Origin of the sequence: Micromonospora echinospora, assembly GCF_900091495.1 — a bacterium.
Classification (GTDB): domain Bacteria; phylum Actinomycetota; class Actinomycetes; order Mycobacteriales; family Micromonosporaceae; genus Micromonospora; species Micromonospora echinospora.
Map to the genome: position 1 here is coordinate 6600817 of NZ_LT607413.1, position 24942 is coordinate 6625758.

A 24942-nucleotide genomic window follows, 5' to 3' on the forward strand; every position below is an offset into this window, starting at 1 on the left:
CGGTAACATCAGCGAGCTGTCCGTCGGAGCGCTCCCAAAAAAAGTCGAATTTTTCTGCCGGACACCGCCGCCGGCGGTGCCGCCGTCACCCGCCGAGGTGGCCCAGGTAGTCGTCGAAGGTCCGGTCCGGCCGGTACCCCCGGGCGCGGGCCCGGCCGATGTCGAGGACCACCCCCCGGGCGAGCTGGTCGACCGCGTACCGGGTCAGCAGCGGCGGCCGGCGGGTCAACCGGGCCACGGTGGTCGCCACGGTCGCCGCGGCGTTCGCCAGACCCACCGGCAGGTGGGCCAGGCGCGCCGGACTGCCGGTCGCCGCGAGCACCCCGCGCAGGACCGCGTCACGCGAGTACGGCCGGTCGTCGGCGACGTTGTACGCCCCGCCCGGCCAGGCGGACGCCGCCAGGCAGGCGTCGGCCAGGTTCTCCACCGCGGTGAGGCTCAACCACACGTCCGGACCGGGCACCGGCAGCCACCGCCCCCGGCGGGCGGCGAGGAGCCGGGGCAGCAGGTGCGGGTCGCCCGGCCCGTAGACCGCCCGGGGACGCAGCACCACCGCACCAGCCGCCAGGGCGAGCCGTTCCCCGGCGGCCTTGGTGCGCCCGTACGCGGTGAGCTGACCGTCGACCGGATGCTCCTCGTCGACCGGCCCCGCTCCCCCGGGCCGGTAGACGCTGGCGCTGCTCACCCAGACCAGCGGACGGTCGCCGACGGCGTCGAGCAGCCGGGCCGTACCGTCCACGTTGACCGCCCGGTAGGCGCGTTCGGCCGCCGGGCCCGGCACCGGGTCGCCGACCGCCGCCGCGAGGTGGACCACCACGTCCGCCCCGGCGAGGTCGGGGACCTGCCGGGAGGCGTCCCACGGCACGTGCCGGCCGACCGGTCCCGGGCGTCGGCCGAGGCACCACACCCGGGCTCCCGCCGCCTCGGCGGCCCGCGCCACGACGGAGCCGCAGAACCCGCTCGCCCCGGTGACCGCGACCCGTACGCCGGTCAGGTTCACCCGGCAGCCCGGACCACCAGGCGCGCCCAGCTGGGCAGCGCGGCCCGCCCGTCGGCACGGGCCGACACCACCACCGGCCGGTACGGCGCCAGGGCGGCGAGGACGTCGGCGAGCTGCGCCCGGGCCAGCCGGGCGCCGGGGCAGGAGTGCGCCCCCGCCCCGAAGACCAGCCGGGCGGTCCGGGTGGGCGCGGGCGCGGCACAGTCCGGTCCGGACCGGTGCGCCCCGGCGGCGTGCCGGGCGACCAGCAGCAGCCGGTCCCCGGACCGGACCGGACATCCGGCCGCCGTGCCGGCACCGGCGGCCACCCGGGGCAGCAGCGGAGTCGGCGCGGTGACCCGCAGCAGTTCGTCGACGAGCACGTCCCGGGTGTCGGCGTCGGCCGCGGCATCCCAGAGCCGGTCGTCGGCACACCAGGCCACCGCCCGGGGGATGCCGGCCACCGTGGTGTTCACCGCCGCGACGGCGAGCATGCCGGCCAGCGCGGCCCGCTGCGGAGGCAGGCCGAGCAGGTCGGCCAGGTCGGCGACGGCGCGGCGGGCGGCGCGGGCGCTACCGGGCCGGCGCGGGCCGGGCAGATGCTCGGCGGCGGCCGTGGCGGCCGCGCGGCGGGCGGCGTCGGCCAGGGCGAGCGGATCGACGTCCACCCCGAGCAGCGCCGCCGTGGTGGCACCGGCCAGCTCGGCCACCACCGGCACCAGGTCCACCGCCGCGCCGTCGCCCAGCGGGGCCAGGCGCTCGCGCAGCACCCCCGTCCAGACCGGACGGAGTTCGGCGACCCCGGCCGGGCCGAGCCCGTCGGCGAGCGTCCGGCGGGCGTGCCGGTGCCCGGCGCCCTCCTGGTCGAAGAGGAGACCGTCGGTGCCGAGCCGGCGGGCGGTGCCGCCCACGGTGCCGGCGGCGAGCCGGTCCAGCGGAATCCGGGTCAGCGCCGCGAGGTAGGCGTCCGAGTCGTGCACCAGCACGGTCCGGCCGATCCGCAACACCGGCCAGCGGCGGGTGGCGGCGAGCAGGGTGAACAGCACCGGATAGCGGCGCAGGTAGACCCGGCGGTCCCGGCGTCGCCCCCGGCCCGGCCCCGGGTGCCGCCGGTCGGCGGAGACGCTCGGATCAGTCACGACGGTACCGCCGGCCGGCCGGTTCGGCATGCCCGGTACGGGCGGCGGCCAGGGCCGCCGCGGCGGCCCGGTCCGGTTTCCGGGACCGGCCGGAGGTCGGCACCGTCGCGACGACAAGCGCGTCGGGGCGGGCCGCCCCCATCCGGGTCAGCACCGGGTCGAGGCAGCGGCGCAACCGGTCCGGGTCGACCCCCGGTTCGGGTTCGACCACGGCGACCAGCCGCTCGTCCCCGTCGCCGGCCGGCACGCCGACCAGCACCGCCAGGTTGACCCCGGGCACGTGCAGCCCCGGCTCGTACAGTCCGGGATAGATGTTGACGGCACGGCGCAGGACCATGTCCTTGCTCCGGCCGGCCAGGACGAGGCGTTCACCGTCGTAGCGGGCCACGTCCCCGGTGTCCACCCACTCGGCCGGCGGCTCACCGAGGTAGCGGTGCGCCTGGCCCGGCCCGGCGAGCAGCAGTCGACCGTCCGTCCCGATCCGGGTCCGTACGCCCGGCAGCGGCGACCCGACGAGGTCGCCGGCACCGGTGAAGGCGGACTTCTCGGCCGACTCGACGGCGGCGGCCGGGAAGAGTTCGGTCAGCGCGTACACCCCCCAGGCCTCGTCCGCGCCGGCCTGCCGGACCCGGTCGAGCAGGGTGGCGCTCACCGGGGCGGAGCCGCTGTAGAACCGGCCGCTGAGCCGGGGCCCCTCGGCCAGCAGGGCCCGCACCTGCGGCGGGGTGAGGTAACTGGCCTGGGGACGCAACCGGTCCAGCTGACCGGCGAGCCGCCGGGGTGACCGGGCCGGCAGCGCGACCGGGGCGCCGCTGGCCAGGGCGGGTATCAGCACGAAGAAGGTGCCGCCGAGCACCGGCTGGTCCGGTCGCGGCCGGACCAGGTCGGCGACGGCCCGCATGCCGGCGTCCAGACCGGAGCGGCGGTGGACCACCGCCCGGGGTCGGCTGGTGGTGCCGGAGGTGAAGATGATCACCGCGTCGCCGTCGTCGTCGACGGGCGTGGGGGCCGGTCCCGGGCGGGGCCGCAGCGCCGGGGCGCAGCCGGGCAGCCGGCGACCGACGGTGCGGACCGGCCCGAGGTCGGTCAGCCGGGGCAGCGCCAACCGGGCGCGGCCGGCCAGCGGTCGGGCCCAGCCGGCGACCGCCTGGGCGGCGGCGTCCGCGACGACCAGGGCGGGACGGGCCAGGGCCAGCCGCGCGGTGAGCACCTCGGGACCGGCGGAGGGGTCGAGCACCGCCACCCGCAGTCCGAGCCGGTGCGCGGCGAGCAGGACCGCCAGCGACCGGGGACCGGGGCGCACCGCCACCCCGAGGGTGTCCCCGGCGACCAGCCCGTGGTGGTGCAGGGCGGCGGCGTAACCGTCGGCGAGGTCGGCCAGGTCGCCCCGGGTGGCACGGACCCGGGGTCGGCCGGAGGCGGTGGCGGTGAGCACCGCCGGGGCGTCCGGACGGCGGCGGAGGGTGGCGGCCAGTTCGTCGAGCACGGATGTCTCCCGGTGGGGCAGGGTGAGGGGGTCAGCGCGGGTCCGGGGAGAGTTGGCCGCTGCCCCGGTCCAGGTACCAGGCCGCGCTGCGCAGCAGTCCGTACGCGCGCAGCCGCCGGGTCGAGTTCTCCACCACCATCGTCCGCTCGTGGACGATCGCGTCGGTGACCCGACGGACCCGGTTGAGGAACTCCCGGTCGGTCGGGGACGGCCGGCGGGGCATCCCGCCGGCGGCGAGGTAGGCGCGCGCGGTGATGGCCATGTTGTTGCCCGCGTGCATCCGGTACGGGGCCCGGTAGCCGGGGCCACGGTGGGCGGGACGCAGCCGCCCGAAGGTGGCCGCGACGGTGACCACGCAGCGGAACCCGGCCCGGCCGAGCGGGCCGTGCTCGTCGCGGCGGGCCTCGATCCGGCCGCACGCCATGGCCGCCCCGGCGGTGAGCGCGCGGCGGGCGGCGGCCACCCATCCGGGTCGGGGCAGGCAGTCGGCGTCGGTCCGGGCGATCAGGGTCGCCCCGTGCGCGATGGCGTACCGGAAGCCGGTGTCCACGGCCGCGCCGACGCCTTTCTGCCGCTCCTCGATCAGCAGGGTCGGCACCGGCGACCAGGCCGCGAACCGGCGGACCACGTCGGCGGTGCCGTCGGTGGAGGCGTTGTCCACCACGAGCAGGGTGAACTCCCTGTCGCTCTGCACGGCCAGCGCGTCGAGCGTGGCACCGATCCGGGTGACCTCGTTGTACGCGGGCACCACCACCCAGAGCGCGGTCACGACTTCTCCCAGACCATGGTCATCAGGCTGACCCCGCCGCCGAGGCCGATGAACAGCACCCGTTCCCCGGGGCGCAGCGCGGCCTCGACCCGGGCGAGCTGGACGCCGAGCGTGGCGCTGGCCAGGTTGCCCAACTCGGCGACGGTGACCACCAGCTTGTCCTTCGGCACGCCGGTCACCTCGACGAACCGGTCGAGGTACGGCAGGGTCACCTGGTGCACCAGCACCCGCGCGTAGTCGGACCAGTCGAGGCCGGTGCGGTGCCGGACCCGGTGCAGGATGTCCGGTCCGATCTTCTCGAAGACGTCCCGCAGGGTACGCCCGTCGCCGGCGAAGTAGGTGTGCTCGTCGCCGCGCGGATGCCGGGAGCCGCCGCCGGGGATGCCGCCCACCGTCCAGTGCGCGGACCACGTCTCGGTGTCGACGTCGAGGATTCCGCCCCGGTCCACCGGCTCCACCAGCACGGCCGCGCCCGCGTCCCCGAAGGTGTAGCCGGCGAAGGCGCGACGGGCCTCGTCGAGGTCGGTGATCCGGGTGCGCATCGCCCGGGTCGGGGTCTCCCCGGTCACCACCAGGGCCCGACGGGCGCGACCGGCGAGGATGCTGGAACGGGCCAGGTCGATGCCGTTGAGAAAGCTGTTGCAGGCGTTGGTGACGTCCAGGGCGTGCGCGTGGCCGCCCAGTTCGGCCTGCACGATGTGGGCGGTGGCCGGCTCGACCATGTCCCGGGTGGCCGAGGCGAAGAGCAGCAGGTCCACCTCCTCCGGCTCGCGTCCGGCGGCGGCGAGCGCCGCCCGGGCGGCGCGGACGGCGAGGGTGGAGGCGTACTCGTCGTCGGCGGCGATCCGGCGGGAGGTGATCCCGGTCATCCGGGTGAGCAGCCCGGCCGGCAGGGGCAGGCCGCTGGCCTCGGCGATCCGGTGTTGGAGTTCGGCGGTGGGCACGACCTGGTCCGGGAGGCTGGCACCGACCGCGGTGATGCCCACCCGTCCCCGGGGCCGGTCGAGGGGTGACGTGGGGTCGGTCATGCGTCGAGCTTGCCCAACGCCGCTGGCGGGTGGATGAGTAGGGGTGCTCATGTTCCACCCGCCAGCGACTGCCGGATCACCGCAAACCGGGCGGCGGGGCAGGACTCACCTGGCTCCCTGGCTCACCGTGGTCACGGCAGGGGCCTCCGGTGGGGTCAGCACCAGCCGTTGACCGGACCGTTCAGGCCGCTCCACACGAAGGCGTCGCTGACCCAGGTGCCGTCGCTGAGCCGGTTCCACAGCGCGGTGGAGCCGTACCGGCCGGTGTGCGTGGTGCCGTTGCGCGAGCAGGAGATGGTCACCGTCGCGCCGTCGCCGACCGAGCCGGCCACCGCGTATCCGGTGCCGGGGCCGGTGCGCTTGTTCACCGAGCCGCCGCCGTTGGCGTCGACGACGGCCTGGTTGAAGCCGAGCGCGCCGTAGTTGTACAGCCCGCCGCCGGTGTTGACCCGCGTCGACCCGTGCAGGGCGTACCCCTGGTAGGCGGCGGAACCTTTCATGAACACCCACTTGCCGAGGTTGTGGTCGTGGATCTGCACGTACGCGTTGTTCTGCCGCAGACCGAAGTGCACGTGCCGGCCGTACGCGGCGCCGCCGCAGGTGACGTCGGTGCCGGTGTCGCCGAGGTACGCGCCCTCGCCAACGCCCGCCCCGTTGACGTTGATGCTGTTCCAGAGGTGGTAGTAGTCGGTGGAGTAGCCCCGGTCGTGGATGACCCGGATCCAGCCCCGGCACATGGTGTAGGCGGTGCCGCCGCGCGCGGCGAGCACCCGCTGGTCGCCGCCGGCCAGGTCGATGGAGCTGTACGGCAGTTCACTGCCACCCCATCCGTGCGGTCCACCCGTGTACGACCAGGTCTGGCCGACGGCGTACGGCAGGCGCATACCGGTGCGCATGTCACCGTTGGCGAGCATCGTCCCCGGCGACGGCGCGGCGAACACCTTCTTCTCCCGGGCCGACACGACGGTGGACGGGGCGTCCTCGGCGAGTTCGGCGAAGCCGGCCTCGCCGTCGAAGGCGACCTGCCAGCCGGAGCGGTCCCGGTGGGCGACGAAGACCGAGCCCTTCGGGTACGCGTCCTCCACGTGCGGGGCGACGACGACGGCGGTGCCGAAGGCCCAGTTCCGGCCGTCGCGCCGGGTCACGGTGATCCGGGTGTCGTCCGCGTCGGCGGTGCGCAGGTACGGATCGGCGGTGACGGACGCCTGGCCGAGCAGCCGGGCGGCCACCGCCGTGGTGACGTCACCGGCCGGGGCGGCTGCCGCGGCGGCCGGGGTGGCGGCGAGGAGGACGACGGCGGAGAGCATGGCCGTCCGCACCGGACCTCGGATGTTTCTCCAGGACACAGGAACCCCCATCGGTCGACATCGACGAACTGGATCAGGTTGAGGGGACGGTACCGATCACATCAATGCTTGTCCATATACAGGGGTGGGGTCGGTCGGATGACGCGGCACCGAGTGCGCCCACCGCCCGGTCCAGCTCAACTCGCCGGTGGACGCGACAACGAAGATCGCCGGGAAGGCGGTCACCGAGAACGCGTCGCGCACCGCCCCGGCGGCGTCCACCACGATCCGGGCCGTCGGGGCCAGCCGCCGGGCGTACGCCGCCGTCGCCGACGGTCCGGTCACCACCACCACGACGCGGGACCGCCCGCCCGGCCAACGCGCGGCGACCGTGCCGAACTCCCGTCGCAGCCGACGACACGAACCACAGGTCGGGTTCAGCATCGCCACCAGCGTCGGCCCCGACGGGTCTCCGGCGGAGAACACCCGTCCGTCGGTGTCGGTGACCGAGAACGCGCCGACGGCGGCCCCGGCCGGGAGCGCCCGGGCCGGCAGGCCGCGCTCCTCGACGTCGGCGAGGAGTTCGGCCTGGATCCGCAGCCGTCGCACGACGGCCACCAGCAGGGAGGTGTGGCCGGCGCAGACGACCGCGAGCAGCACGACGGTGGCGACGAGGGCGGACACGGCGGCCTCCTAGAGACGGGCGGTGAACACGTCGGCGAGTTGGTCCAGCCGCAGCAGCACGCCGGCCAGGACCGCCGCGCCGGCCAGGCAGACCGGCACCCCGGCCGGCGGCGGCAGGTCGCCGCCACCGCCCGGCCCGGTGGCCCAGAGTCCGACCGCCACCAGGGCGAGCAGCAGGAGGTTCCGGACGACCGGCAGGCCACCGCCGGCGGTCGAGGTCACGCCCAGGCACCGGCACGGCACCACCACCCCGGCGCGCAGGGCACGCCAGAGGGCGACGCTGAACGCGCCGAGCAGCACCGCCGCGACCGCGAAGGCCCACGGCGCGGTCGGGTCGGTCGCGAGTCCCCCGACGACGGCCGCCTCGGCGGCGACCACGACCACCGCGACCACGCCCGCCCGGTCCGCGCGCACCCCGGACAGCGCCGCGGTGGCCCGGCGGAACTCGCCGAAGGCCGCCCGGTCGCGTACCTTGCCGAACACCGCCACGGCGAAGACGACCAGGACCGCGCCCCGGCAGATCCACCCCAGGTAGAGCGCCGTCACCGTGGCACCGGCCGGTCCGCCACCGCCACGGTCAGCAGCGGGACGTGGAAGCCGTCCGGATAGGGTTCGTCCACCGCCGCCCCGTCCACCTCGACCCAGGCGTGCGCGCCGAAGGGCGGATGCACCCGGGCCCCCACCCGCCAGGTGGGCCACCCGCCGCGCAGCCGGCACAGCAGCACGGTGGCGATGGACCGGGGCAGGCAGCCGAGCGGGCCGGCACAGAAGGCGCTGGTCCGCACGGTGTCCCGCCGCGCGGCGGCGGCCTCGGCGCGGGTGGCCGGGCGGGCACCCCGGGCGAGCCGGTGCAGCACCCGGCGGATGGTCGCCGGGGACCGGGTGGCCAACAGCCGGGCGGCGAGGACCACGACGCGGACCAGCAGCCGCCGTCGCGGGCCCAGCGCCTCCGGCCGGTACGCCACGGTCCGCTCGGTGGTCACCGGCGGACCACCAGTTCGGCGGCCTCCAGTTCGGCGACCAGGGTCGGCACGTCCCCGGCGACCTCGGCGGCGTCGCCGTCGAACTCGGCGGTCAGCCGGGTCACGACCTCGTCGGGTTCCGCGCCGGCCAGCAGGCCGGCGAGCACCCGCGCCCCGGTCACGTTGAGCGTCCAGTACTGCCCGTCGACGGTGTCCAGCAGCACGCCGCCGTACTCGGTCTCCGCCCAGGTCAGGCCGGCGCGCAAGGCGAAGCTCATCGGTCCCCCTACAGTCGTGTCGGTACGATGTCCACGGTGCGCAGCCAGGTCTCGCAGGCGAGGGTCTGGTCCAGCTCGTACCAGGTCCGCTCCCCCGGCGAGCGCAGTGCGGCCCGCAACCGGGCCGCGTCGACCAGGCCCCGCCCGGCCAGCCGGGAGTCCTCGGCGAGGTCGAGCAGCCGGTCGCGGTACGCCAGCGCGCCCCGCTCGGCGGCGATGGACGTGTCCGCCTTGCCGGTGCGGTCCCGCAGCGGGTCCGGCACGATGCCCCGCGTCGCCGCCCGCAGCAGCGGCTTGTACCGCCCCGGGTCGGTGACGTCGGCGAGCCGGACCGCCAGGCAGGCCGTCAGCACCGCGTCGTCGAGGTACGGGGCGGCCATCGGCACCCCGTGGGCGGCGGTGAGCTGGGCCATGTGCCGGGCGTTGGCGGCACCGGCGTGGATCGCGGCGAGGCGGCCGTGCGTGCCGGCGTCGGCGGCGAGCGGGGTGGCCCGCGCGGCGGCCCCGGCCAGGAGGCCACGCAGCACCGTGAGCGCCTCGGGGGTGATCCAGGGGGCCACCCCGATCGGCATGTCCCAGCCCAGCGGCGGCCGGTCGGTCGCGGGCCAGCCGGCGGTCATCCCCTGGGCGAGCCCGGCCAGCCAGTCGCCGTAGCCGCGCCGGTCGCGCACCGCCCGCAGCACGGCCCGCCTCGGCCAGCGGTACGCCGCCCGCATCACCCGCAGGTGGCGCCAGGCGGTCCGGGGGTGCGTGCGCAGCAGGGTCAACTGCAACGCGGGGTCGGCGGTGAGCAGTTCGTCCCCGCCGAACCCGGTGAGCCGGACCCGGGCACCGTGGGCGGCGGCACGGTCGGAGAGGGCGAGGAAGCTCGCCCGGTACATGACCGCGGCGGTGGGCTCGTCGAACCGGTCCGCGCCGTCGAGCGCCCCGGTGTACGGCAGGGGGTTCCCCTCGGCCGGCACCACCTCGTGGACGAGGTCGCCGAGGGCGCGCGCCGCCCGGGTGGCCCAGGGCAGGTCGTCGTCGAGCGGGTCGACGCTCACCGAGGTCAGCGCGACGACCCCGGCCCCGCCGGTGGTGGCCAACGCGCAGAGCGTGGTCGAGTCCGTCCCGCTGAGGTCGGTCGCGACGACCCCGCCGGCCCCGGTGCGGACCCGGACCGCGTCGGTGAGCGCCCGCCGCAGCCCCTCCGCCGCCTCGGCCAGTTCCAGCGTCGGCTCGGGCGGATGCCAGCGGACAACGGTACGGGGTGTCCCGTCGACACCGACGGCCAGCCGCCGGGCGGGCGGGAGCGCCTCGACGTCGCGCCAGACCGGCTGCCAGAACAGCGGCCACGGGGCGTACGGGGCGAGCAGTCGCAGGGTCAGCCGGTCCGTGTCGACCGGCGCGTCGAGCAGCGCCGCCACGACGTCGGCCCGGTCGCCGGCGACGGTGGCCGCACCAATCCGGCCGAAGAAGACCCGGCGGTACCCGGAGAGCGTGCCGTGCAGGTGGGTGGCGCCGTCGGCGGAGGCGGCCACGTGGAAGCTGCCGGGTGCGGCGGCGACCGCCGCGCACCACTGCCCCGGGTCCGCCGAGCCGTCGACGAGCCGCCCCAGCTCCGGCCCGGTCAGCCGGTGCTCGCCCAGTACGGCGAGGCGGCGGTCGCCCCGTCCACCGACCGCCACCTCGCCGTCCGTCCAGCGTCCGACCAGCCAGGGCCGTCGGGACGCGTGGGTCAGGACCCGGAGCCCTGGAACCCGGGGGGTAAGAGAGTCCACCAGCGCGGCCCCGGCATCGGTGTCCGGCACCATGACGAACCAGGACAGGACAGGGTCGATGCGGGGAAAGCTCACCATCGTGGAGGATCCTCACGGGCGGGGCACCGTCACCGGTGCGGTCAGTTGCAGATGGACGCCGGCTTCTGGGTCACGAAGGACTCGCGGCAGCTGGTGAACAGGCTGCCGGCCGTCTTCTCCGCGAACCGGCCGGCCTTCACCAGCGTCGGCCGCTCGTAGGCCACCTTCTTCGTCATCGGGTTCTCACCACCTCTCGAAGGACAGGACGACCGACGTCCATTCCGTGCTGCGCGCCGACCGTCCGGCGCGACAGTAGTTCCACACATCGACATTAGTCAATTATTTGTGGAATTACTGATTCCCGTCACGATCGATTCGACAACCCGGTCGGACCCGGTCACGCCACCGCTTTCCACCGGCCCCCGGGCGGGGAGAACGAAGCCACCGGCGGTGTCCGTGCGGCCCGGAACAGCGGAGTCCGCCGCGGAGCAGATCCTAACCAGGCTTGTCGAACCGCCGCGCCCCCATTCGACACGTCGGGCCGATGACCGAAGAAAGACCAGAGAATCTGCCCCGGATCCCGCTCGAAACTCGACTGATCCTCGACCCCGAATCGAGTTTCTGCTCCATTTCGGTGACGCCCCCCTCCGAGGTGCCACCGCGAGGACGCGACCGCACCACCGGCGGGCATCACCGACTGTCGCCCACGGCGCCGACCAGCCACCGCCCGACGACCGCGCGCACGGACCGCGAGGGCCCACCCGCCGACGGATCGCCAGGAAGATCCTCTACCCAACGCCCCCAATTCCCTAGTAACCTGGTAGACAAGGGCGGGAATTTGGCACCGGCGCGCGGCGCAGCCCGTGACAGTCGTGTCCTCGGCGACCGTCCAGCGCGCCGCGACGTCGCGGCACCGCCACTCCCCGGCCCCTGTCCGCGTGACCGAGAGGACGTCCCCCGATGCCACCGTTGACCCTGAGACTCGGCGCGGCTGCCGCCACCGCCACCCTGAGCTGCACCGCGCTCGCCGCTGCCGGCGCCGCTGCCCCACCCACCGACGCCACGGACCGGCCGGCCCGCGCCGCGCGACCGAACATCGTGTTCGTGCTCGCCGACGACCTGGGATGGGCCGACGTCAGCACCGGCCGGACCAACAAGGGATCCGGCAACCCCTACAACGAGACCCGCGCCGTCGACCGTCTCGCCCGGGAGGGCGTCGCGTTCGACAACGCCTACGGCGGCCCCAACTGCGTGCCGACCCGGGCCGCCCTCCTCACCGGCCTCTACGCGCCTCGGCCGACGAACAACCTCTACCTGGTCGGCGACCTCGACCGGGGCGGGGACCACACGCTCCTGGACGGCGCGCCGCAGGGGCTCCCCGACGGCGACGATGCCCTGCCGGCCGAGGCCTACACCGTCGGCGAGGCGCTGCGGGACGCCGGCTACGCGACCGGGTACGTCGGCAAGTTCCACGTCACCCCGACCGCCGGTCAGATCACCACCGACTTCGGGTTCGAGGAGAACCTGGGCGGCTCGAACTCCGGACACGCCAGCCAGTACCACGCCGTCGACGGACGATTCAACGACAGCGTCGGCCCGGCGCTGGACAGGTTCGCCGCCGACTACACCCGGGAGTACGTCGACGAGAACATCAAGCCGTACTCCCACGGCGTGACCGACGCGATCCTGGACGCCCTCGTCGGCACCGACAAGCACGTGACCGACGCCGTGGCGGACGCGACCATCGACTTCATCGACCGCCACAAGCACGAGCCGTTCTTCACCTGGGTCAGCAACTACGCGGTGCACACGCCGATCGGCGACAAGCAGCCCCGCGCCGACCTGCTCGCGAAGTACCGCGCCAAGCCGGCCGTTCCCGGGCACCCGGCCAACGCGCCGTACTCCGCGCTGCTGGAAGGACTCGACCAGGGGCTGGCCCGCCTCGTGCACCACCTCGAGACCACTCCGGACCCCCGCAACCCGGGACATCCGCTGGCGGACAACACCATCGTGGTGCTCACCTCCGACAACGGCGGGACGGCGAACGCCGACAACGGCTGGCTCAGCGGTTACAAGGGCGAACTGCGGGAGGGCGGGCTGCGGGTCCCCACCGTCGTGTGGAGCAGGGGCCAGCACCTGGTCGACGGTGGCGTGGTCGACCCGACGCCGATCCACGCGGTCGACTACCTGCCGACGTTCGCGTCGCTGGCCGGCGCGGACCTGCCCCGGGGCCTACGCCCCGACGGGGTGGACCTCAGCGGGATCTGGCGCACCGCGAACGCCGGCCTCGGCGCGCGACCCCTCTTCTGGCACCTGCCCGGATACCTGATCGCCGGCGCGCGCGACCAACGTCCCGAGACGGTGATCCGGTCGGGGCCGTGGAAGCTCAGCTACCGCTACGAGACCCGGGACTGGAACCTCTACCACCTGGGCAGCGACATCGGCGAGACCACCGACCTGGCCGCGACCCACCCGGACGTCACCCGGCGGCTGGGCAACCGGCTCGTCCGCTGGCTCGACGACGTCGACGCTCCGCTGGCCACGCTGCGCGCGGGCCAGGCCCCGATCACCGTCACCTTCCAGGGCACGGCGTACTCCGACGGGAAGATCACCCGGTACGACGAGCCGACCGAGCTGACGTTCCAGCCCGGCGACGAGGTACCGGCGCTGCTGCCCACCGTGGTCACCCGCTGATGGCCGCCGGCCACCACCACGGCAGCGCCGGGCCCACCGCGCCGAGTTGCTGCGCGCCCGCCGGTCGACAGCAGGTCGCCGCGACCGGTGGGCTGCTCCGGATCGGGCGCCGGCCGCAGCCGGCCCCCGCCGTCCGGGAGGCCGACCGGCCGCGCTCCACACGCGGCCAGGTCGGCCTCCCCGGCGGGACCTTCGCCATGGGCGACGCCTTCGGTGAGGGCTACCCCGGCGACGGGGAGGGGCCGGTGCACGAGGTCACCGTCGGACCGTTCACCATCGACGCCACGACGGTTACCAACGCCGCTTTCGCGACGTTCGTGAAGGCCACCGGCTACGTCACCGAGGCCGAGGCGCTCGGCGTCTCCGCGGTCTTCCACCTCCAGGTGCGGGCCGAACGTCCCGACATCCTCGGGGCCGCCACCGGCACCCCCTGGTGGCTGGTGGTCCGGGGCGCCGACTGGCGACGCCCCTACGGCCCGGCGTCCTCGATCGCGGACCTCCAGAACCACCCCGTGGTCCAGGTGACCTGGAACGACGCCCGCGCGTACGCCGCCTGGGCGGGCAAGCGCCTGCCCACCGAAGCCGAGTGGGAGTACGCCGCCCGGGGCGGTCTGGCGGGATCCCGGTTCCCCTGGGGCGACGAGTTGCTCCCACGTGGTCGGTGGAACTGCAACATCTGGCAGGGCGAGTTCCCCCGACGCAACACCACGGAGGACGGCTTCGTCGGCACCGCGCCCGTCAAGCAGTACACCCCCAACGGCTACGGCCTGTTCAACATGGTCGGAAACGTGTGGGAGTGGTGCGCGGACTGGTTCGCCCCCGACACCTACGCCCGGCGCGCCGGCACCCACGTCGTCGATCCCGGCGGGCCGACGGATCCGGACGCCACCGGGCGGCGCGTGATGCGCGGCGGATCGTTCCTCTGCCACGACTCCTACTGCTACCGCTACCGGGTGGCGGCCCGCTCCGGGAACACCCCGGACTCCGCCGCCTCCAACGTCGGCTTCCGCTGCGCCTGAACCCCTGCCCGCTCCCGCTGGCGGAGGACATCACCTCGGAGGAGGAAGAACCCATGCACGGACCGAACCGGAACGGACTTTCGCGTCGCGGTCTCCTCGGCGGCGCCGCAGGCGCGGCCCTGGCCAGCCTCGTCCCGGATCCGGCGTTCGCGGCGCGTCCGCCGGCGCCGGGCCGCCGGCCGCCGAACGTCGTCTTCGTCTCCGTCGACGACCTCGGCTGGGACGAACTCGGCAGCTACGGCAACACGTTCAACGAGACGCCGGAGCTCGATCGGCTGGCTCGGGAAGGCATGCGCTTCACCAGCGCCTACGCCGCCGCGCCGCTGTGCTCGCCGACCCGCGCCGCGCTGATGACCGGCCGCTACCCGGTGCGTACGGGGATCACGGACTTCCTGCGCGGTGAGCCCGCGGCGAGCGACAAGTACCTGTCGCCGGACATCCCGACCCTGCCCGACGTCCTCCGTCCCTTCGGCTACACCACCGGCCTGGTCGGCAAGTGGCACCTGACCGAGACCTACAGCGGACCCTACGAGGAACGTCCGGGCAACCCCCACGCCCACGGTTTCGACGAGGTGATCGTCTCGGAACGGAAGTACATCGGCGACGGCGACTACTTCCACCCGTACTCCTTCATCCCGGACCTGCCGGCCCGGGAACCGGGCGAGTACCTCACCGACCGGCTGACGGCCGAAGCCGTCGACTACATCACCCGGCACCGCCACGAGCCGTTCTTCCTCCACGTGTCCAACTACGCGGTGCACACCACCCTGGACGCCAAACCCGACCTCGTCGCCAAGTACCGGGCCAAGCCGGGCGCCGGGCAGGCCCCGAACCGGCCGGTGCTGGCGGCCATGCTGGAGAGCATCGACCAGCAGGTGGGGCGGATCGCCGACACGCTCGCCGACCTCGGCCTGGACCGCGACACGCTGCTGCTGGTGACCTCCGACAACGGCGGCCCCTACCGCGACGCGAACCAACCGCTACGCGGCGGCAAGGGCGAGCTGTACGAAGGCGGCATCCGGGTGCCGCTGATCGCGTACTGGCCCGGCACGGTGGCACCGGGGCAGCGCAACGCCACCCCGACCAGCACCGTCGACGTGCTCCCGACCGTGGTGGACCTCGCCGGTGGCGACCCGGGCGGACGATTCGACGGCCGGAGCATCGCCCCGGTGCTCACCGCCGGCCACGAGGTGGAACGCGGCCCGCTGTTCTGGGTCTACCCGCACTTCATCGGCCGGACCCACCCCCACGCCGCCGTCCGGTCCGGGCAGTTCAAGCTGGTGCAGTACCTGCGGGACGGCCGCAGCGAGCTCTACCACCTGGCCCGCGACCCGGCCGAGGGCAGCGACCTGTCCGCGCGTCACCCGCAGAAGGCCCGACAACTGCGGACGCTGCTGGAGTCGCACATCGCCGACAGCGGCCTCTTCCCCGCGCTGCCGACGCCCGAGCACTACCCGACGGTGGAACTGGCGGAGTCGTTCGACACCGATCTGCGACGGTGGAGCGTCCTGCCGGTGACCGCGTACGCCGCGCCGCCCGTCGTCGACGGCGGCCGGCTCGCGGTGACGACGGACCGGATGACGCACCTGGTGTTCCGCTCCGACGTCGCCCCGGGCTCCGACCGGGTGGCGGTCGTGCTCGACCCGGGCACCTTCGCCGAAGCCGGCACCCAGGACACCGTCTTCGTTGGCCTCGCCCGGGACGCCGGGAACTACCTGCTGTTCCGCTACCACAACGGACTGCGCCGGGTGGGCTGGGACCTGCGTGTCGACGGCGCGTTGATCACCGCGGGCGCCGAGCCGTTGGACAACCTGGACGGCACGGTGGACCTGACCGGTCCGGCGGCCCGGTATGCGTTCGTCCTCCACGGCCACCGGGCGACGGCGTACGTCGACCAGGGGGGCGGATGGGAGTTCCTGTTCACCGCCGACACCGGTGGCGCCGTCGACTTCGGTGACCCGGCCGTACGCGCCCAGTACCGCTACGCCGCGAGCGTCCGCCTCGACGACGGCACCGTCACCCTCGACGGCCTCACCGCCCGTCGGGCCTGACCGGTGGCGGGCGGGGCGGACGGGAAGTCGGTGGCGCGGCGGGACCGGGGTGTGTCAGCGTCCGCACCATGCTCGACTACCGCACCGTCAACCGGGCCAACTGGGACGAGCGGGCCGCCGCCCACGCCGCCTCCCCGGACTACGCCGTCGACCGGTTCGCCGCCGACCCCGACTTCCTGAGCTCGGTGGTCCGGTTCGACCGGCCCCGCCTCGGCGACGTCGCCGGGCTGCGGGGCGTGCACCTGCAGTGCCACATCGGCACCGACACCGTCTCGCTGGCCCGGCTCGGGGCGAGGATGACCGGGCTCGACTTCTCCGGACCGGCGCTCGCCCAGGCCCGCCGGCTCGCCAGCAGCGCGGGCGTCGACGTCGACTTCGTCGAGGCCGACGTCTACGACGCGGCGGACGTGCTCAACGCGGGCGGCTACGACCTGGTCTTCACCGGGATCGGCGCGCTCTGCTGGCTGCCCAGCGTCGACCGGTGGGCCGAGGTGGTCGGGCGTCTACTCAAGCCGGGCGGGCGGCTCTTCATCCGGGAGGGACACCCGATGCTGTGGGCCGTCGACGACCGCCGCACCGACGGGGTCCTCGCCCTGGAGTTCCCGTACTTCGAGAGGCCCGAGCCGTCCGTCTGGGACGATGGCGGCACCTACGTGGCGACCGACGCGACGTTCACCCACAACGTGACCCACGAGTGGAACCACGGCATTGGCGAGGTGATCAGCGCGGTGATCGCCGCCGGTCTCCAGGTCACCGGGTTCGTCGAACACGACAGCGCGCCCTGGGAGGCCCTGCCCGGTCGGATGACGCTCGGCGACGACGAGGAGTGGCGGCTCACCGAACGACCGGAGCGGCTCCCGCTCACGTACACCCTCCAGGCCGTCCGGACCGGCTGATCAGCCCGGCTCCGCGCCGGGGTTGGGCACGTCACGCGTCCCGGGGCGTGCTCAACCCGCTTCCGCCGGATCGGGAGGGCTCTCGGGTGCGCGCACCAGCCGGAGGAAGGCGTCGTTCTCGGCCGGCGTGCCGACGCTGACCCGCACGCCCAGTCCGGGGAACGCGCGGACCAGCACCCCGTGCCGCCAGCAGTGCGCGGACAGTGCCTCGGCCCGGTCGCCGACGGGCAGCCACAGGAAGTTGGCCTGGCTCGGCGGGACGGCGAATCCGGCCCGGACCAGTTCCGCCCGCACCCGGTCCCGTTCCCGCCCGATCCGCCGGCACCGGTCGCGCAACTCGTCCCCGGCGTCGAGCGAGGCGAGGGCGGCGGTCTGGGCGAGCGCGTTCACCGCGTACGGCAGCGCGAGGCGGCGTACCGCGTCGGCGACCGGCACCGGGAACACGCCGTAGCCGACGCGGAGCCCGGCCAGCCCGTACCCCTTGGAGAAGGTGCGCAGCACCGCCACGTTCCCGTGCGAGCGGGCCAGGTCGACGCCGTCGGGCACGGCGCGGTCGTCGACGAAGTCGCGGTACGCCTCGTCGAGCACCACCAGGACGCGGTCGGGCACCCGGTCGAGGAAACGGTCCAGGTCGGCCCGGTCGACGGTGGTGCCCGTCGGGTTGTTCGGGTTGCACAGGAAGACGACCCGGGTAGCCGGGGTGACGGCGGCGGTCATCGCGTCGAGGTCGAGAACGTGCCCGCCGGTCAGCGCGACCGCCCTCGGCACCGCGCCGGCGGCCCGGCTCAGCACCGGGTACAGCTCGAAGGACGGCGAACCGGCCACGACCTCGTCGCCCGGCCCGCAGAGCGCCTGGAGGACCTGCTGGCAGAGGCTGACCGACCCGTCGCCGACGACGACCCGCCCGGCGGCGACCGCGAGATGATCGGCGAGCCGGTCGACCAGCCGGGCGGCGGCCGGGTCCGGGTAGCGGTGCACGCCCGTGGTGGCCGCCGCGAGCGCGCGTGCCGCCCCGGGAAGCGGCCCGTCGGGAACCTCGTTGTTGGCCAGCTGGACCAGCCCCGGCTCGACCAGGGTGGGCCGGTAGCCCGGTTCGGCGGTGGCGGATGCCCGGGAGGGGACGGTCATCGCGGCTCCTCGTCGTCTCAGGTCAGGCTCCGGCCGGGTCCTTTCCTACGTGCTCGTCGACCGCCGCCTGGCTGCCCAGGCCGGCCCGGAACGCCACGGCGACCACCGCCACCAGCGCCGCGCCGGCGGCCAGCATCGGCCGGATGCCGATCAGGGTGGCGGTCACCCCGGCCGCCAGGGCGCCGAGCGGGTTGGCCCCGAACCCGATCATCCGGTAGGTGCTGGTGACCCGACCGAGCAGGGCGTCGGGGACGAGTTCCTGGCGGACGGTCACGGTGACCACCATCCAGGTCATCGCGGCGGCACCGAAGAGGAACAGGGACAGGCCGGCGACGACCGGCGTCGGCAGCAGGGCCAGCGAGGTGAGGGTGAGGATCACCACCAGGACCGCGGTGGTCAACGCGGCCCGGTCGCCCCACCGGGCGCGCAGCCGGGGCACCAGCGGCGCGACGGCCACGTTGCCGAGGGCGAAGCACGCCATCAGCAGGCCGTAGCCGAGGCTGCCGAGGCCCAGGTGGTCGTTGACGTAGAGGACGAAGATGCCGAGCAGCGCGCCGCTGACCAGGGCCATCGCCCCGTAGATGACCGACTGGTCGCGCAGCACCCGGTGCCGGTTGAGCCACCGCAGCCCCTCGATCACGTCCCGGCCTACGCCGGCGCCGTCCGCTCCCGGCTCCCGGCGGGGCACCCGGATGGTGAGCACGAGCACCGCGGCGAGCACGAAGGTGAACGCGTCCACGGCGAACAGCCACGCGACGCTGAAGGCGAACACCAGGCCGGCGATCGGCGGACCGATGAACTGGGAGGTGAGCACCTGCGCCGCCATGAGGCGGCCGTTGGCCGCGCCGAGTTGCGCCGGGTTGACGACGGCGGGCAGGAAGGCCCCGGCAGCGGTGTCGAAGACCACCTGCGCGCAGCCCACGGCGAACGCGAAGGCCACGATGAGCGGGATGGACGGCTCGCCGACCACGAGCAGCACCGCGAAGGCCGCGACCACGACGCCGCGTACCAGGTCGGTGGTCCACATCAGGGTGCGCCGGTCGACGCGGTCGGCCAGCACCCCCACGAAGAGGCCGAAGAGCAGCCAGGGCAGCATGCCCGCGACGGTCACCGCGGCGACGTCGCCGGGGGCCCGGGAGACGCTCGCGGCCAGCAGCGGCAGGGCGGTGTAGCGGAGGCCGTCACCGAGGCCGCTGACGACCGCCGCGGTCCAGAGTCGATGGAACGCCGCCGGCAGGCGGGTGGACGCGCCGTCGCCGCCCGGGACGGTCGGATCCGGCGGTACGGCGCCGGTGGCGGGTCGCTCCTGGACCGTGCCCGCCGATCCGGTCTCGGTCGCGGAATCGCCGGAGGTCGTCGAATGATCCACGCGCAGAACCCTTCGCGTTCGGGGAGGTCAACCGGCCCGTCGTCGCGGGCCGCGGAGTCGGGCGAACATAGCACCGGCCGACCGTACGTTTATCAGATCACGACCGACCGTAGTCGACATTGCGGGAGAGGGTCAACCTCGGCCATACGCCGAGAGCGAACGCCAATTCGTGCGGAACGGAGACGGATATGCTATCGAAGTCGGTGGCTGGATTACCGTTGTTCCGCCGCAGTTGCCGCCGGCCGTGTCCGACCCGATGCGACCGTTCCCAACGGCGCCACCCGCCAGGTGCGGCGATCCTGCGGTCCGTATCGCGCCCGACGCGCGTCACCCCTTCTCCGGACCCCCCTCGGCGGTGATCCGCCCGCCCATCAGGTGGGCCAGCACCTGGGTCCGGTTCTTCAGGTTGAGCTTTCCCAGAATGTTCGACACGTGGAACTTCACGGTCTTCTCGCTGAGCGACAGCTCGGCGGCGATCTCCGCGTTGGACACTCCGGTGAGCATCAGGTCGAGGATCTCCGTCTGCCGGAGGGTGAGCGGGTCACCCCGGCCGACCAGGCGGCCCGTCGACCCGCCGGGGCGCCCCGAGCAGACCAGTGGCCGCACGATCACCCCGGCCAGCCGGGGTGTGAGGTAGACACCCCCCTCGGCCACCGACCGGACGGCGAATCCCAGCTCGTCGGCACCGCCGTCCCGGAACAGCAACCCCCGGGCCCCGGCCCGCAGGTACTCCCGACAGGAGTCCCCGGCGTCGAGGCCGAGCAGCACGACCGCCCGGGCGGACCGCTGCGGGGCGAGCTGCGCGACGGAGGCCAGCACCGACGCGGACCCCAGACTGTCCTCGTCGTAGACGACGACGTCCGCCGCCCGCCGCCGGGCGGCGTCGGCCACCGCCCCGGCCTCGGCCGCCTCGCCCACGATCGTGAACGCCGGGGACAGTTCCCCGAGCATCAGGCCGAGGCCGGACCGGAATATCGGATGGTTGCCGCCGACGAGTATGCGGATCCGGCCTGTCGCGCCAGAGACCGGCGCTGCGGATTCTGCGAGACCAGCGCCCACCAGACCCTCCGTTCCGACCAACTGCGGCGTATCTGTGGACACCGATGAGCCTACACAGACGACAGGAATCCATCCAACGAAGGAAATTAAGAGTTATCGCCGTACGGTATCAGCGTTTCTAAATTCCTCCGACGAGCCCGCGCCCTCGCGGCGACCTCGACCGTGGTCCGGTCACCGGCGGGTGGGCCGGACCGGGGACCGGGCCGGAAACCGGACCTGGGTCGGAAGACAGGGCACCGCCGGAGTGCGCAGACTACGGAAGCGGTGCCGATCCCCTGATCACTTCCCGCCTCCCGGCGTCACCCATTTCCGGCGAACTCCGAGCGCGATTCCCCATTCCCCGTCCGGTCCCACCTGCGAGGAGCACCCGATGAACCGATCCATGCCGAGCGCCGACCTGGTGCTCGACGGCCGTTCGCTGACCATCGAGGAGGTGGTGTCCGTCGCCCGGCCGGCCGAGCAGGTCGCCCTGCGCCTGAGCGACGGGGCGGCCGACGCCATGAAGTCCTCCCTCGACCTCAAGCACGAGTTGTTGGCGCAGCGCATCCCGATCTACGGGGTCACCACCGGGTTCGGCGACAGCTGCGTACGGCAGATCGCGCCGGAGAAGGCCTGGGACCTGCAACGCAACCTGGTCCTCTACCACCTCAACGGGGTGGGCCCGACGGCCACGCCGGAGGTCGCGCGGGCGTCGATGCTGATCCGGGCCAACTCCCTGGCCCGAGGCGTCTCGGCGATCCGCCCCGGCACCGTGGAGCTGCTGCTGCGCCTGGTCGAACGCGACGTCCTGCCGCTGATCCCGGAACGGGGCTCGCTCGGGGCCAGCGGGGACCTGGTGCCGCTCTGCTACGTCGCCGCCGCGCTGATCGGTGAGGGGGACGTCGCGCACCGGGGCACGGTCCGCCCGGTCGCCGACGCGCTCGCCGAGGAGGGTCTGGAGCCGGTACGGCTGGAGCCGAAGGAGGGCCTGTCCCTGATCAACGGCACCTCGTTCACCGCGGCCTTCGCCGCGCTCGCCACCGCCGACGCCGAGGAGCTGGCCTTCGTGGCCGACCTGGCGACCGCGATGTCGTGCGAGGCGCTGCTCGGCAACGCCTCGCACTTCCACCCGTTCGTGCACGACAGCAAGCCGCACCCCGGGCAGGGCCACAGCGCCGGCCTGGTCCGGGCGCTGCTCGCCGGCTCCGCGCTGACCACGTCGTACGAGGAGATCCTGCTGCGCCGGGAACCGCTGCGCGAGCGCGGCTACGTCCGGCTCGACCACCGGATCCAGGACAAGTACTCGATCCGGTGCGCGCCGCACGTCACCGGCGTGCTGCGGGACACGCTGACCTGGGTCCGGCCCTGGGTGACGACGGAGATCAACTCCGCGACCGACAACCCGCTCTTCGACGGCGAACTCGGCGCGCTGCACCACGGCGGGAACTTCTACGCCGGGCACCTCGGACAGGCCATGGACAGCCTCAAGGTGGCGGTGGCCAACATCGCCGACCTGTTGGACCGCCAACTGGAGCTGATCGTCGACGAGAAGTTCAACAACGGGCTGACCCCGAACCTGGTCAGCCCGACCGCGCCGGACGACGCCCGGGCCGGCCTGAACCACGGCTTCAAGGGCATGCAGATCGCCTGTTCGGCGGTGACCGCCGAGGCGCTGAAGATGGCCGCCCCGGCGACCGTCTTCTCCCGCTCCACCGAGGCGCACAACCAGGACAAGGTCAGCATGGGCACCATCGCCGCCCGGGATGCGCGGACCATCGTCGAGCTGACCCGCAACGTCGCCGCCATCCACCTGATCGCGCTGGCCCAGGCGATCGACCTGCGGGGCGTGGAGAACGCCTCCCCCGCCGTCCGGCGGGTGCACGCGGCGATCCGCGAGGTGTCCCCGTTCGTCGACGGCGACCGGCGGTTGGACCTCGACGTCGAGGCGGTCGCCGGGCTGATCCGCACCGGGGCGCTGCGCCGGGCCGCCGGGGTGGCCGCGCCGTCCGACCCGGCCCCGGTCGCGTGACCGGGCCGACGCCGCCCCGGCGTCCGCTGACCGGGGCGGAGTACGTGGAGAGCCTGCGCGACGGCCGGGAGGTCTGGCTCGACGGGGAACGGATCCGCGATGTCACCACCCATCCGGCCTTCCGCAACCCGGTGCGGATGACCGCCCGCCTCTACGACGCGTTGCACGACCCGGACACCGCCGACCGGCTCACCGTGCCCACGGACACCGGCGGCGGCGGGCGGACGCACGCCTTCTTCCGGGCGCCACGCAGCGCCGAGGACCTGCTGGCCGACCGGGCCGCGATCACCGAGTGGGCCCGGATGACCTACGGCTGGATGGGGCGCAGCCCGGACTACAAGGCCAGCTTCCTGGGCACCCTGGGCGCCAACGCCGACTTCTACCAGCCGTTCCGGGACAACGCGCTGCGCTGGTACCGGGAGTCCCAGGAACGGGTCCTGTACTGGAACCACGCGATCATCCACCCGCCGGTGGACCGCAACCTGCCGCCGGACGAGGTCGCGGACACGTTCGTCCACGTCGAACGGGAGACCGACGCCGGGGTGGTGGTCAGCGGCGCGAAGGTGGTGGCGACCGGGTCGGCGATAACCCACTACAACTTCGTGGCCCACCACGGCCTGCCGATCCGGCGCAAGGAGTTCGCGCTGGTGTGCACCATCCCGGTAGGCGCGCCCGGCGTCAAGCTAATCTGCCGTCCGTCGTACACCGCCGCGGCGGCGGCGCGCAGCCCGTTCGACTACCCGCTCTCCAGCCGGCTGGACGAGAACGACACGATCTTCGTCCTCGACAAGGTGCTGGTGCCGTGGGAGAACGTCTTCGTCTACCACGACGTCGAGCGGGCGAACGACTTCTTCCCGGGCTCCGGCTTCGTGCCCCGGTTCACCTTCCACGGCTGCATCCGGCTGACCGTGAAGCTGGAGTTCCTGGCCGGGCTGCTGGCCAAGGCACTGGAGATCACCGGCACGGCCGACTACCGGGGCGTGCGCAGCCGCTTCGGCGAGGTGCTGGCCTGGCGGAACCTGTTCGCCGGCATCAGCGACGCGATGGCCCGCAACCCGCTGCCCTGGGCCGGCGGCTCGGTCCTGCCGAACCCGGAGTACGGGATGGCGTACCGCTGGTTCATGACCGTCGGCTACCCGAGGGTCAAGGAGATCATCGAGCAGGACGTGGGCAGCGGCCTGATCTACGTCAACTCCAGCACCCGGGACTTCGCCAACCCGGAGGTCCGCCCCTACCTCGACCGCTACCTGCGGGGCAGCAACGGCTACCAGGCGCAGGACCGGGTCAAGGTGATGAAGCTGCTCTGGGACTGCGTGGGCACCGAGTTCGCCGGCCGGCACGAACTCTACGAACGCAACTACGCCGGCAACCACGAGGGCGTCCGGCTGGACCTGGTCCGCCAGGCGGAGACCACCGGCCGGCTCGACGAGTTCCGGGCCCTGGTCGACCGCTGCCTCGCCGAGTACGACCTGGACGGCTGGACCGTCCCCGACCTGATCGCCTGAGCCGGCGCTCCGCCACCGGCCGGCCCCACACCGAGGAGGACACGAGATGCCCGAGGACCGGGTCGCCGCCTTCGCCGGCGAACTCGTCGCACACGTCCGGAAGTCCCTGGTCCGTCACGAGATCAGCTACGCGGACTACCAGACGATCAAGAGTTTCCTGATCGATGTCGGCGAGGCGGGCGAGTGGCCGCTGCTGCTGGACATCCTCTTCGAACAGACGGTCGAGACGTTCAACGCGGTCGACGGGGCGGGCGCGGGCGCCGTGGAGGGGCCGTTCTACGTACCGGACGCCCCGCTGCGACAGTCACCGTGCGCGCTGCCGCAGCGTCCCGACGAGCCCGGCCGGGTGCTGCGGCTGACCGGCGTGGTCCGCGCGCCGGACGGCACGCCGTTGCCCGGCGCGGTGCTGGACACCTGGCAGGCCGACGCCACCGGCGGGTACTCGCACTTCGCGCCGGAGCTGCCGGCGTACCTGCTGCGGGCCCGGGTGGTGACGGACGCGGGCGGGCGGTTCGACATCCGGACGATCCTGCCCGGCGCGTACCAGGTCCCGGCGGCCGGCCCGTCCGGGCGGTTGTTCGCCCTGCTCGGCAAGCATCCGTGGCGGCCGGCGCACCTGCACTTCAAGGTCACCGCGCCCGACCACCGGCCGCTGACCACCCAGCTCTACTTCGCCGACGACCCCTGGTTGGACAGCGACGTCGCCGAGGCGGTCAAGGACGAGCTGGTCCTCAAACCCCGTCCGGAGGACCGGGACCTGGTGGCCGAGTACGACTTCGTGCTGGCCGCCGAGCAGTCCGGCTGACCACCGGGAGGTGTGCCCG

22 protein-coding genes are annotated in these 24942 nt (G+C 74.0%); 7 read left to right on the forward strand and 15 right to left on the reverse strand.

The features are described 5' to 3' along the window. Positions 1-85: 85 nt before the first annotated feature. From GA0070618_RS28270 to GA0070618_RS33740, 12 genes are all read right to left on the reverse strand, one after another. Complete coding sequence (locus tag GA0070618_RS28270) at positions 86-1000, reverse strand: NAD-dependent epimerase/dehydratase family protein (RefSeq protein WP_231931489.1); 915 nt, start codon at positions 998-1000, stop codon at positions 86-88. Continuing rightward, positions 997-2118, reverse strand: a complete 1122-nt coding sequence (locus GA0070618_RS28275; protein ID WP_088985903.1) for a cytochrome P450 family protein — start codon at positions 2116-2118, stop codon at positions 997-999. The genes GA0070618_RS28270 and GA0070618_RS28275 overlap by 4 nt, the downstream gene beginning before the upstream one ends. Further along, on the reverse strand, positions 2111-3604 hold the full coding sequence (locus GA0070618_RS28280; protein WP_088984339.1) for a class I adenylate-forming enzyme family protein: 1494 nt from the start codon (positions 3602-3604) through the stop codon (positions 2111-2113). The genes GA0070618_RS28275 and GA0070618_RS28280 overlap by 8 nt, the downstream gene beginning before the upstream one ends. Positions 3605-3635: 31 nt before the next feature. Continuing rightward, positions 3636-4373 (reverse strand): glycosyltransferase family A protein, encoded by a 738-nt coding sequence (locus tag GA0070618_RS28285; protein WP_088984340.1) that lies wholly within the window; start codon positions 4371-4373, stop codon positions 3636-3638. Continuing rightward, complete coding sequence (locus tag GA0070618_RS28290; RefSeq protein WP_088984341.1) at positions 4370-5401, reverse strand: 3-oxoacyl-ACP synthase III family protein; 1032 nt, start codon at positions 5399-5401, stop codon at positions 4370-4372. Before GA0070618_RS28290 ends, GA0070618_RS28285 begins: the two co-directional genes overlap by 4 nt. A 155-nt stretch (positions 5402-5556) precedes the next feature. After that, positions 5557-6720 carry a peptidase M23 gene (locus tag GA0070618_RS28295; protein ID WP_231931490.1) on the reverse strand — a complete coding sequence of 388 codons (1164 nt, stop codon included), beginning with the start codon at positions 6718-6720 and terminating at the stop codon, positions 5557-5559. Between the two features lie 84 nt (positions 6721-6804). Further along, positions 6805-7371 carry a TlpA family protein disulfide reductase gene (locus GA0070618_RS28300; RefSeq protein WP_088984343.1) on the reverse strand — a complete coding sequence of 189 codons (567 nt, stop codon included), beginning with the start codon at positions 7369-7371 and terminating at the stop codon, positions 6805-6807. A 9-nt stretch (positions 7372-7380) separates the two neighbouring features. Then, the gene (locus GA0070618_RS28305; RefSeq protein ID WP_088984344.1) at positions 7381-7917 is read right to left on the reverse strand and encodes a MauE/DoxX family redox-associated membrane protein; all 537 of its coding nucleotides are present in this window, start codon (positions 7915-7917) and stop codon (positions 7381-7383) included. Continuing rightward, positions 7914-8354, reverse strand: a complete 441-nt coding sequence (locus GA0070618_RS28310) for a lasso peptide biosynthesis B2 protein (protein ID WP_088984345.1) — start codon at positions 8352-8354, stop codon at positions 7914-7916. The genes GA0070618_RS28305 and GA0070618_RS28310 overlap by 4 nt, the downstream gene beginning before the upstream one ends. Beyond that, positions 8351-8611, reverse strand: a complete 261-nt coding sequence (locus GA0070618_RS28315) for a lasso peptide biosynthesis PqqD family chaperone (protein ID WP_088984346.1) — start codon at positions 8609-8611, stop codon at positions 8351-8353. The genes GA0070618_RS28310 and GA0070618_RS28315 overlap by 4 nt, the downstream gene beginning before the upstream one ends. A gap of 8 nt (positions 8612-8619) precedes the next feature. Beyond that, positions 8620-10449 (reverse strand): asparagine synthase-related protein, encoded by a 1830-nt coding sequence (locus tag GA0070618_RS28320; RefSeq protein WP_088984347.1) that lies wholly within the window; start codon positions 10447-10449, stop codon positions 8620-8622. A gap of 41 nt (positions 10450-10490) precedes the next feature. Next, complete coding sequence (locus tag GA0070618_RS33740; protein WP_157749028.1) at positions 10491-10625, reverse strand: keywimysin-related RiPP; 135 nt, start codon at positions 10623-10625, stop codon at positions 10491-10493. A 724-nt stretch (positions 10626-11349) separates the two neighbouring features. Here GA0070618_RS33740 and GA0070618_RS28325 point away from each other — a divergent pair. From GA0070618_RS28325 to GA0070618_RS28340, 4 genes are all read left to right on the forward strand, one after another. Then, the gene (locus GA0070618_RS28325) at positions 11350-13083 is read left to right on the forward strand and encodes a sulfatase-like hydrolase/transferase (protein ID WP_088984348.1); all 1734 of its coding nucleotides are present in this window, start codon (positions 11350-11352) and stop codon (positions 13081-13083) included. Further along, positions 13083-14102, forward strand: a complete 1020-nt coding sequence (locus tag GA0070618_RS28330) for a formylglycine-generating enzyme family protein (protein ID WP_088984349.1) — start codon at positions 13083-13085, stop codon at positions 14100-14102. Before GA0070618_RS28325 ends, GA0070618_RS28330 begins: the two co-directional genes overlap by 1 nt. Before the next feature lie 53 nt (positions 14103-14155). After that, entirely contained in the window at positions 14156-16153 is a 1998-nt protein-coding gene (locus tag GA0070618_RS28335; RefSeq protein WP_088984350.1) for a sulfatase, read from the forward strand. Between the two features lie 68 nt (positions 16154-16221). After that, positions 16222-17049, forward strand: coding sequence for a class I SAM-dependent methyltransferase (locus GA0070618_RS28340; protein WP_088984351.1), 828 nt, complete (start codon positions 16222-16224; stop codon positions 17047-17049). Between the two features lie 51 nt (positions 17050-17100). On the opposite strand, the gene hisC is transcribed toward GA0070618_RS28340, so the two are convergent. The 3 genes from hisC to GA0070618_RS28355 all read right to left on the reverse strand — a co-directional run bounded on the left by hisC (position 17101) and on the right by GA0070618_RS28355 (position 20605). Beyond that, complete coding sequence (gene hisC, locus GA0070618_RS28345; RefSeq protein WP_088984352.1) at positions 17101-18177, reverse strand: histidinol-phosphate transaminase; 1077 nt, start codon at positions 18175-18177, stop codon at positions 17101-17103. Positions 18178-18199: 22 nt separating this feature from the next. After that, the gene (locus GA0070618_RS28350; protein ID WP_157749029.1) at positions 18200-19546 is read right to left on the reverse strand and encodes an MFS transporter; all 1347 of its coding nucleotides are present in this window, start codon (positions 19544-19546) and stop codon (positions 18200-18202) included. A gap of 327 nt (positions 19547-19873) precedes the next feature. Further along, entirely contained in the window at positions 19874-20605 is a 732-nt protein-coding gene (locus GA0070618_RS28355) for a response regulator transcription factor (RefSeq protein WP_143740278.1), read from the reverse strand. Between the two features lie 370 nt (positions 20606-20975). On the opposite strand from GA0070618_RS28355, the gene GA0070618_RS28360 reads away from it, so the two are divergent. Genes GA0070618_RS28360 through GA0070618_RS28370 form a run of 3 tightly spaced genes read left to right on the forward strand, consistent with a single transcriptional unit; the run spans position 20976 to position 24923 of the window. After that, positions 20976-22613: an HAL/PAL/TAL family ammonia-lyase gene (locus GA0070618_RS28360; protein ID WP_088984355.1), complete on the forward strand. Its 1638-nt coding sequence runs from the start codon at positions 20976-20978 to the stop codon at positions 22611-22613. Continuing rightward, the gene (locus tag GA0070618_RS28365) at positions 22610-24118 is read left to right on the forward strand and encodes a 4-hydroxyphenylacetate 3-hydroxylase family protein (protein ID WP_157749030.1); all 1509 of its coding nucleotides are present in this window, start codon (positions 22610-22612) and stop codon (positions 24116-24118) included. The genes GA0070618_RS28360 and GA0070618_RS28365 overlap by 4 nt, the downstream gene beginning before the upstream one ends. Positions 24119-24164: 46 nt before the next feature. Beyond that, positions 24165-24923 (forward strand): dioxygenase family protein, encoded by a 759-nt coding sequence (locus GA0070618_RS28370; protein WP_088984356.1) that lies wholly within the window; start codon positions 24165-24167, stop codon positions 24921-24923. Positions 24924-24942 lie beyond the last annotated feature (19 nt).

What these genes read in the sequence shown, in the direction of transcription:
- GA0070618_RS28335 (WP_088984350.1), top strand. Translation starts at nt 14,156, where the DNA reads ATGCACGGACCGAACCGGAACGGACTTTCGCGTCGCGGTCTCCTCGGC.
- GA0070618_RS28370 (WP_088984356.1), top strand. Translation starts at nt 24,165, where the DNA reads ATGCCCGAGGACCGGGTCGCCGCCTTCGCCGGCGAACTCGTCGCACAC.
- hisC (WP_088984352.1), bottom strand. Translation starts at nt 18,177, where the DNA reads ATGACCGTCCCCTCCCGGGCATCCGCCACCGCCGAACCGGGCTACCGG.
- GA0070618_RS28340 (WP_088984351.1), top strand. Translation starts at nt 16,222, where the DNA reads ATGCTCGACTACCGCACCGTCAACCGGGCCAACTGGGACGAGCGGGCC.
- GA0070618_RS28325 (WP_088984348.1), top strand. Translation starts at nt 11,350, where the DNA reads ATGCCACCGTTGACCCTGAGACTCGGCGCGGCTGCCGCCACCGCCACC.
- GA0070618_RS28290 (WP_088984341.1), bottom strand. Translation starts at nt 5,401, where the DNA reads ATGACCGACCCCACGTCACCCCTCGACCGGCCCCGGGGACGGGTGGGC.
- GA0070618_RS28320 (WP_088984347.1), bottom strand. Translation starts at nt 10,449, where the DNA reads ATGGTGAGCTTTCCCCGCATCGACCCTGTCCTGTCCTGGTTCGTCATG.
- GA0070618_RS28360 (WP_088984355.1), top strand. Translation starts at nt 20,976, where the DNA reads ATGAACCGATCCATGCCGAGCGCCGACCTGGTGCTCGACGGCCGTTCG.
- GA0070618_RS28330 (WP_088984349.1), top strand. Translation starts at nt 13,083, where the DNA reads ATGGCCGCCGGCCACCACCACGGCAGCGCCGGGCCCACCGCGCCGAGT.
- GA0070618_RS33740 (WP_157749028.1), bottom strand. Translation starts at nt 10,625, where the DNA reads ATGACGAAGAAGGTGGCCTACGAGCGGCCGACGCTGGTGAAGGCCGGC.
- GA0070618_RS28315 (WP_088984346.1), bottom strand. Translation starts at nt 8,611, where the DNA reads ATGAGCTTCGCCTTGCGCGCCGGCCTGACCTGGGCGGAGACCGAGTAC.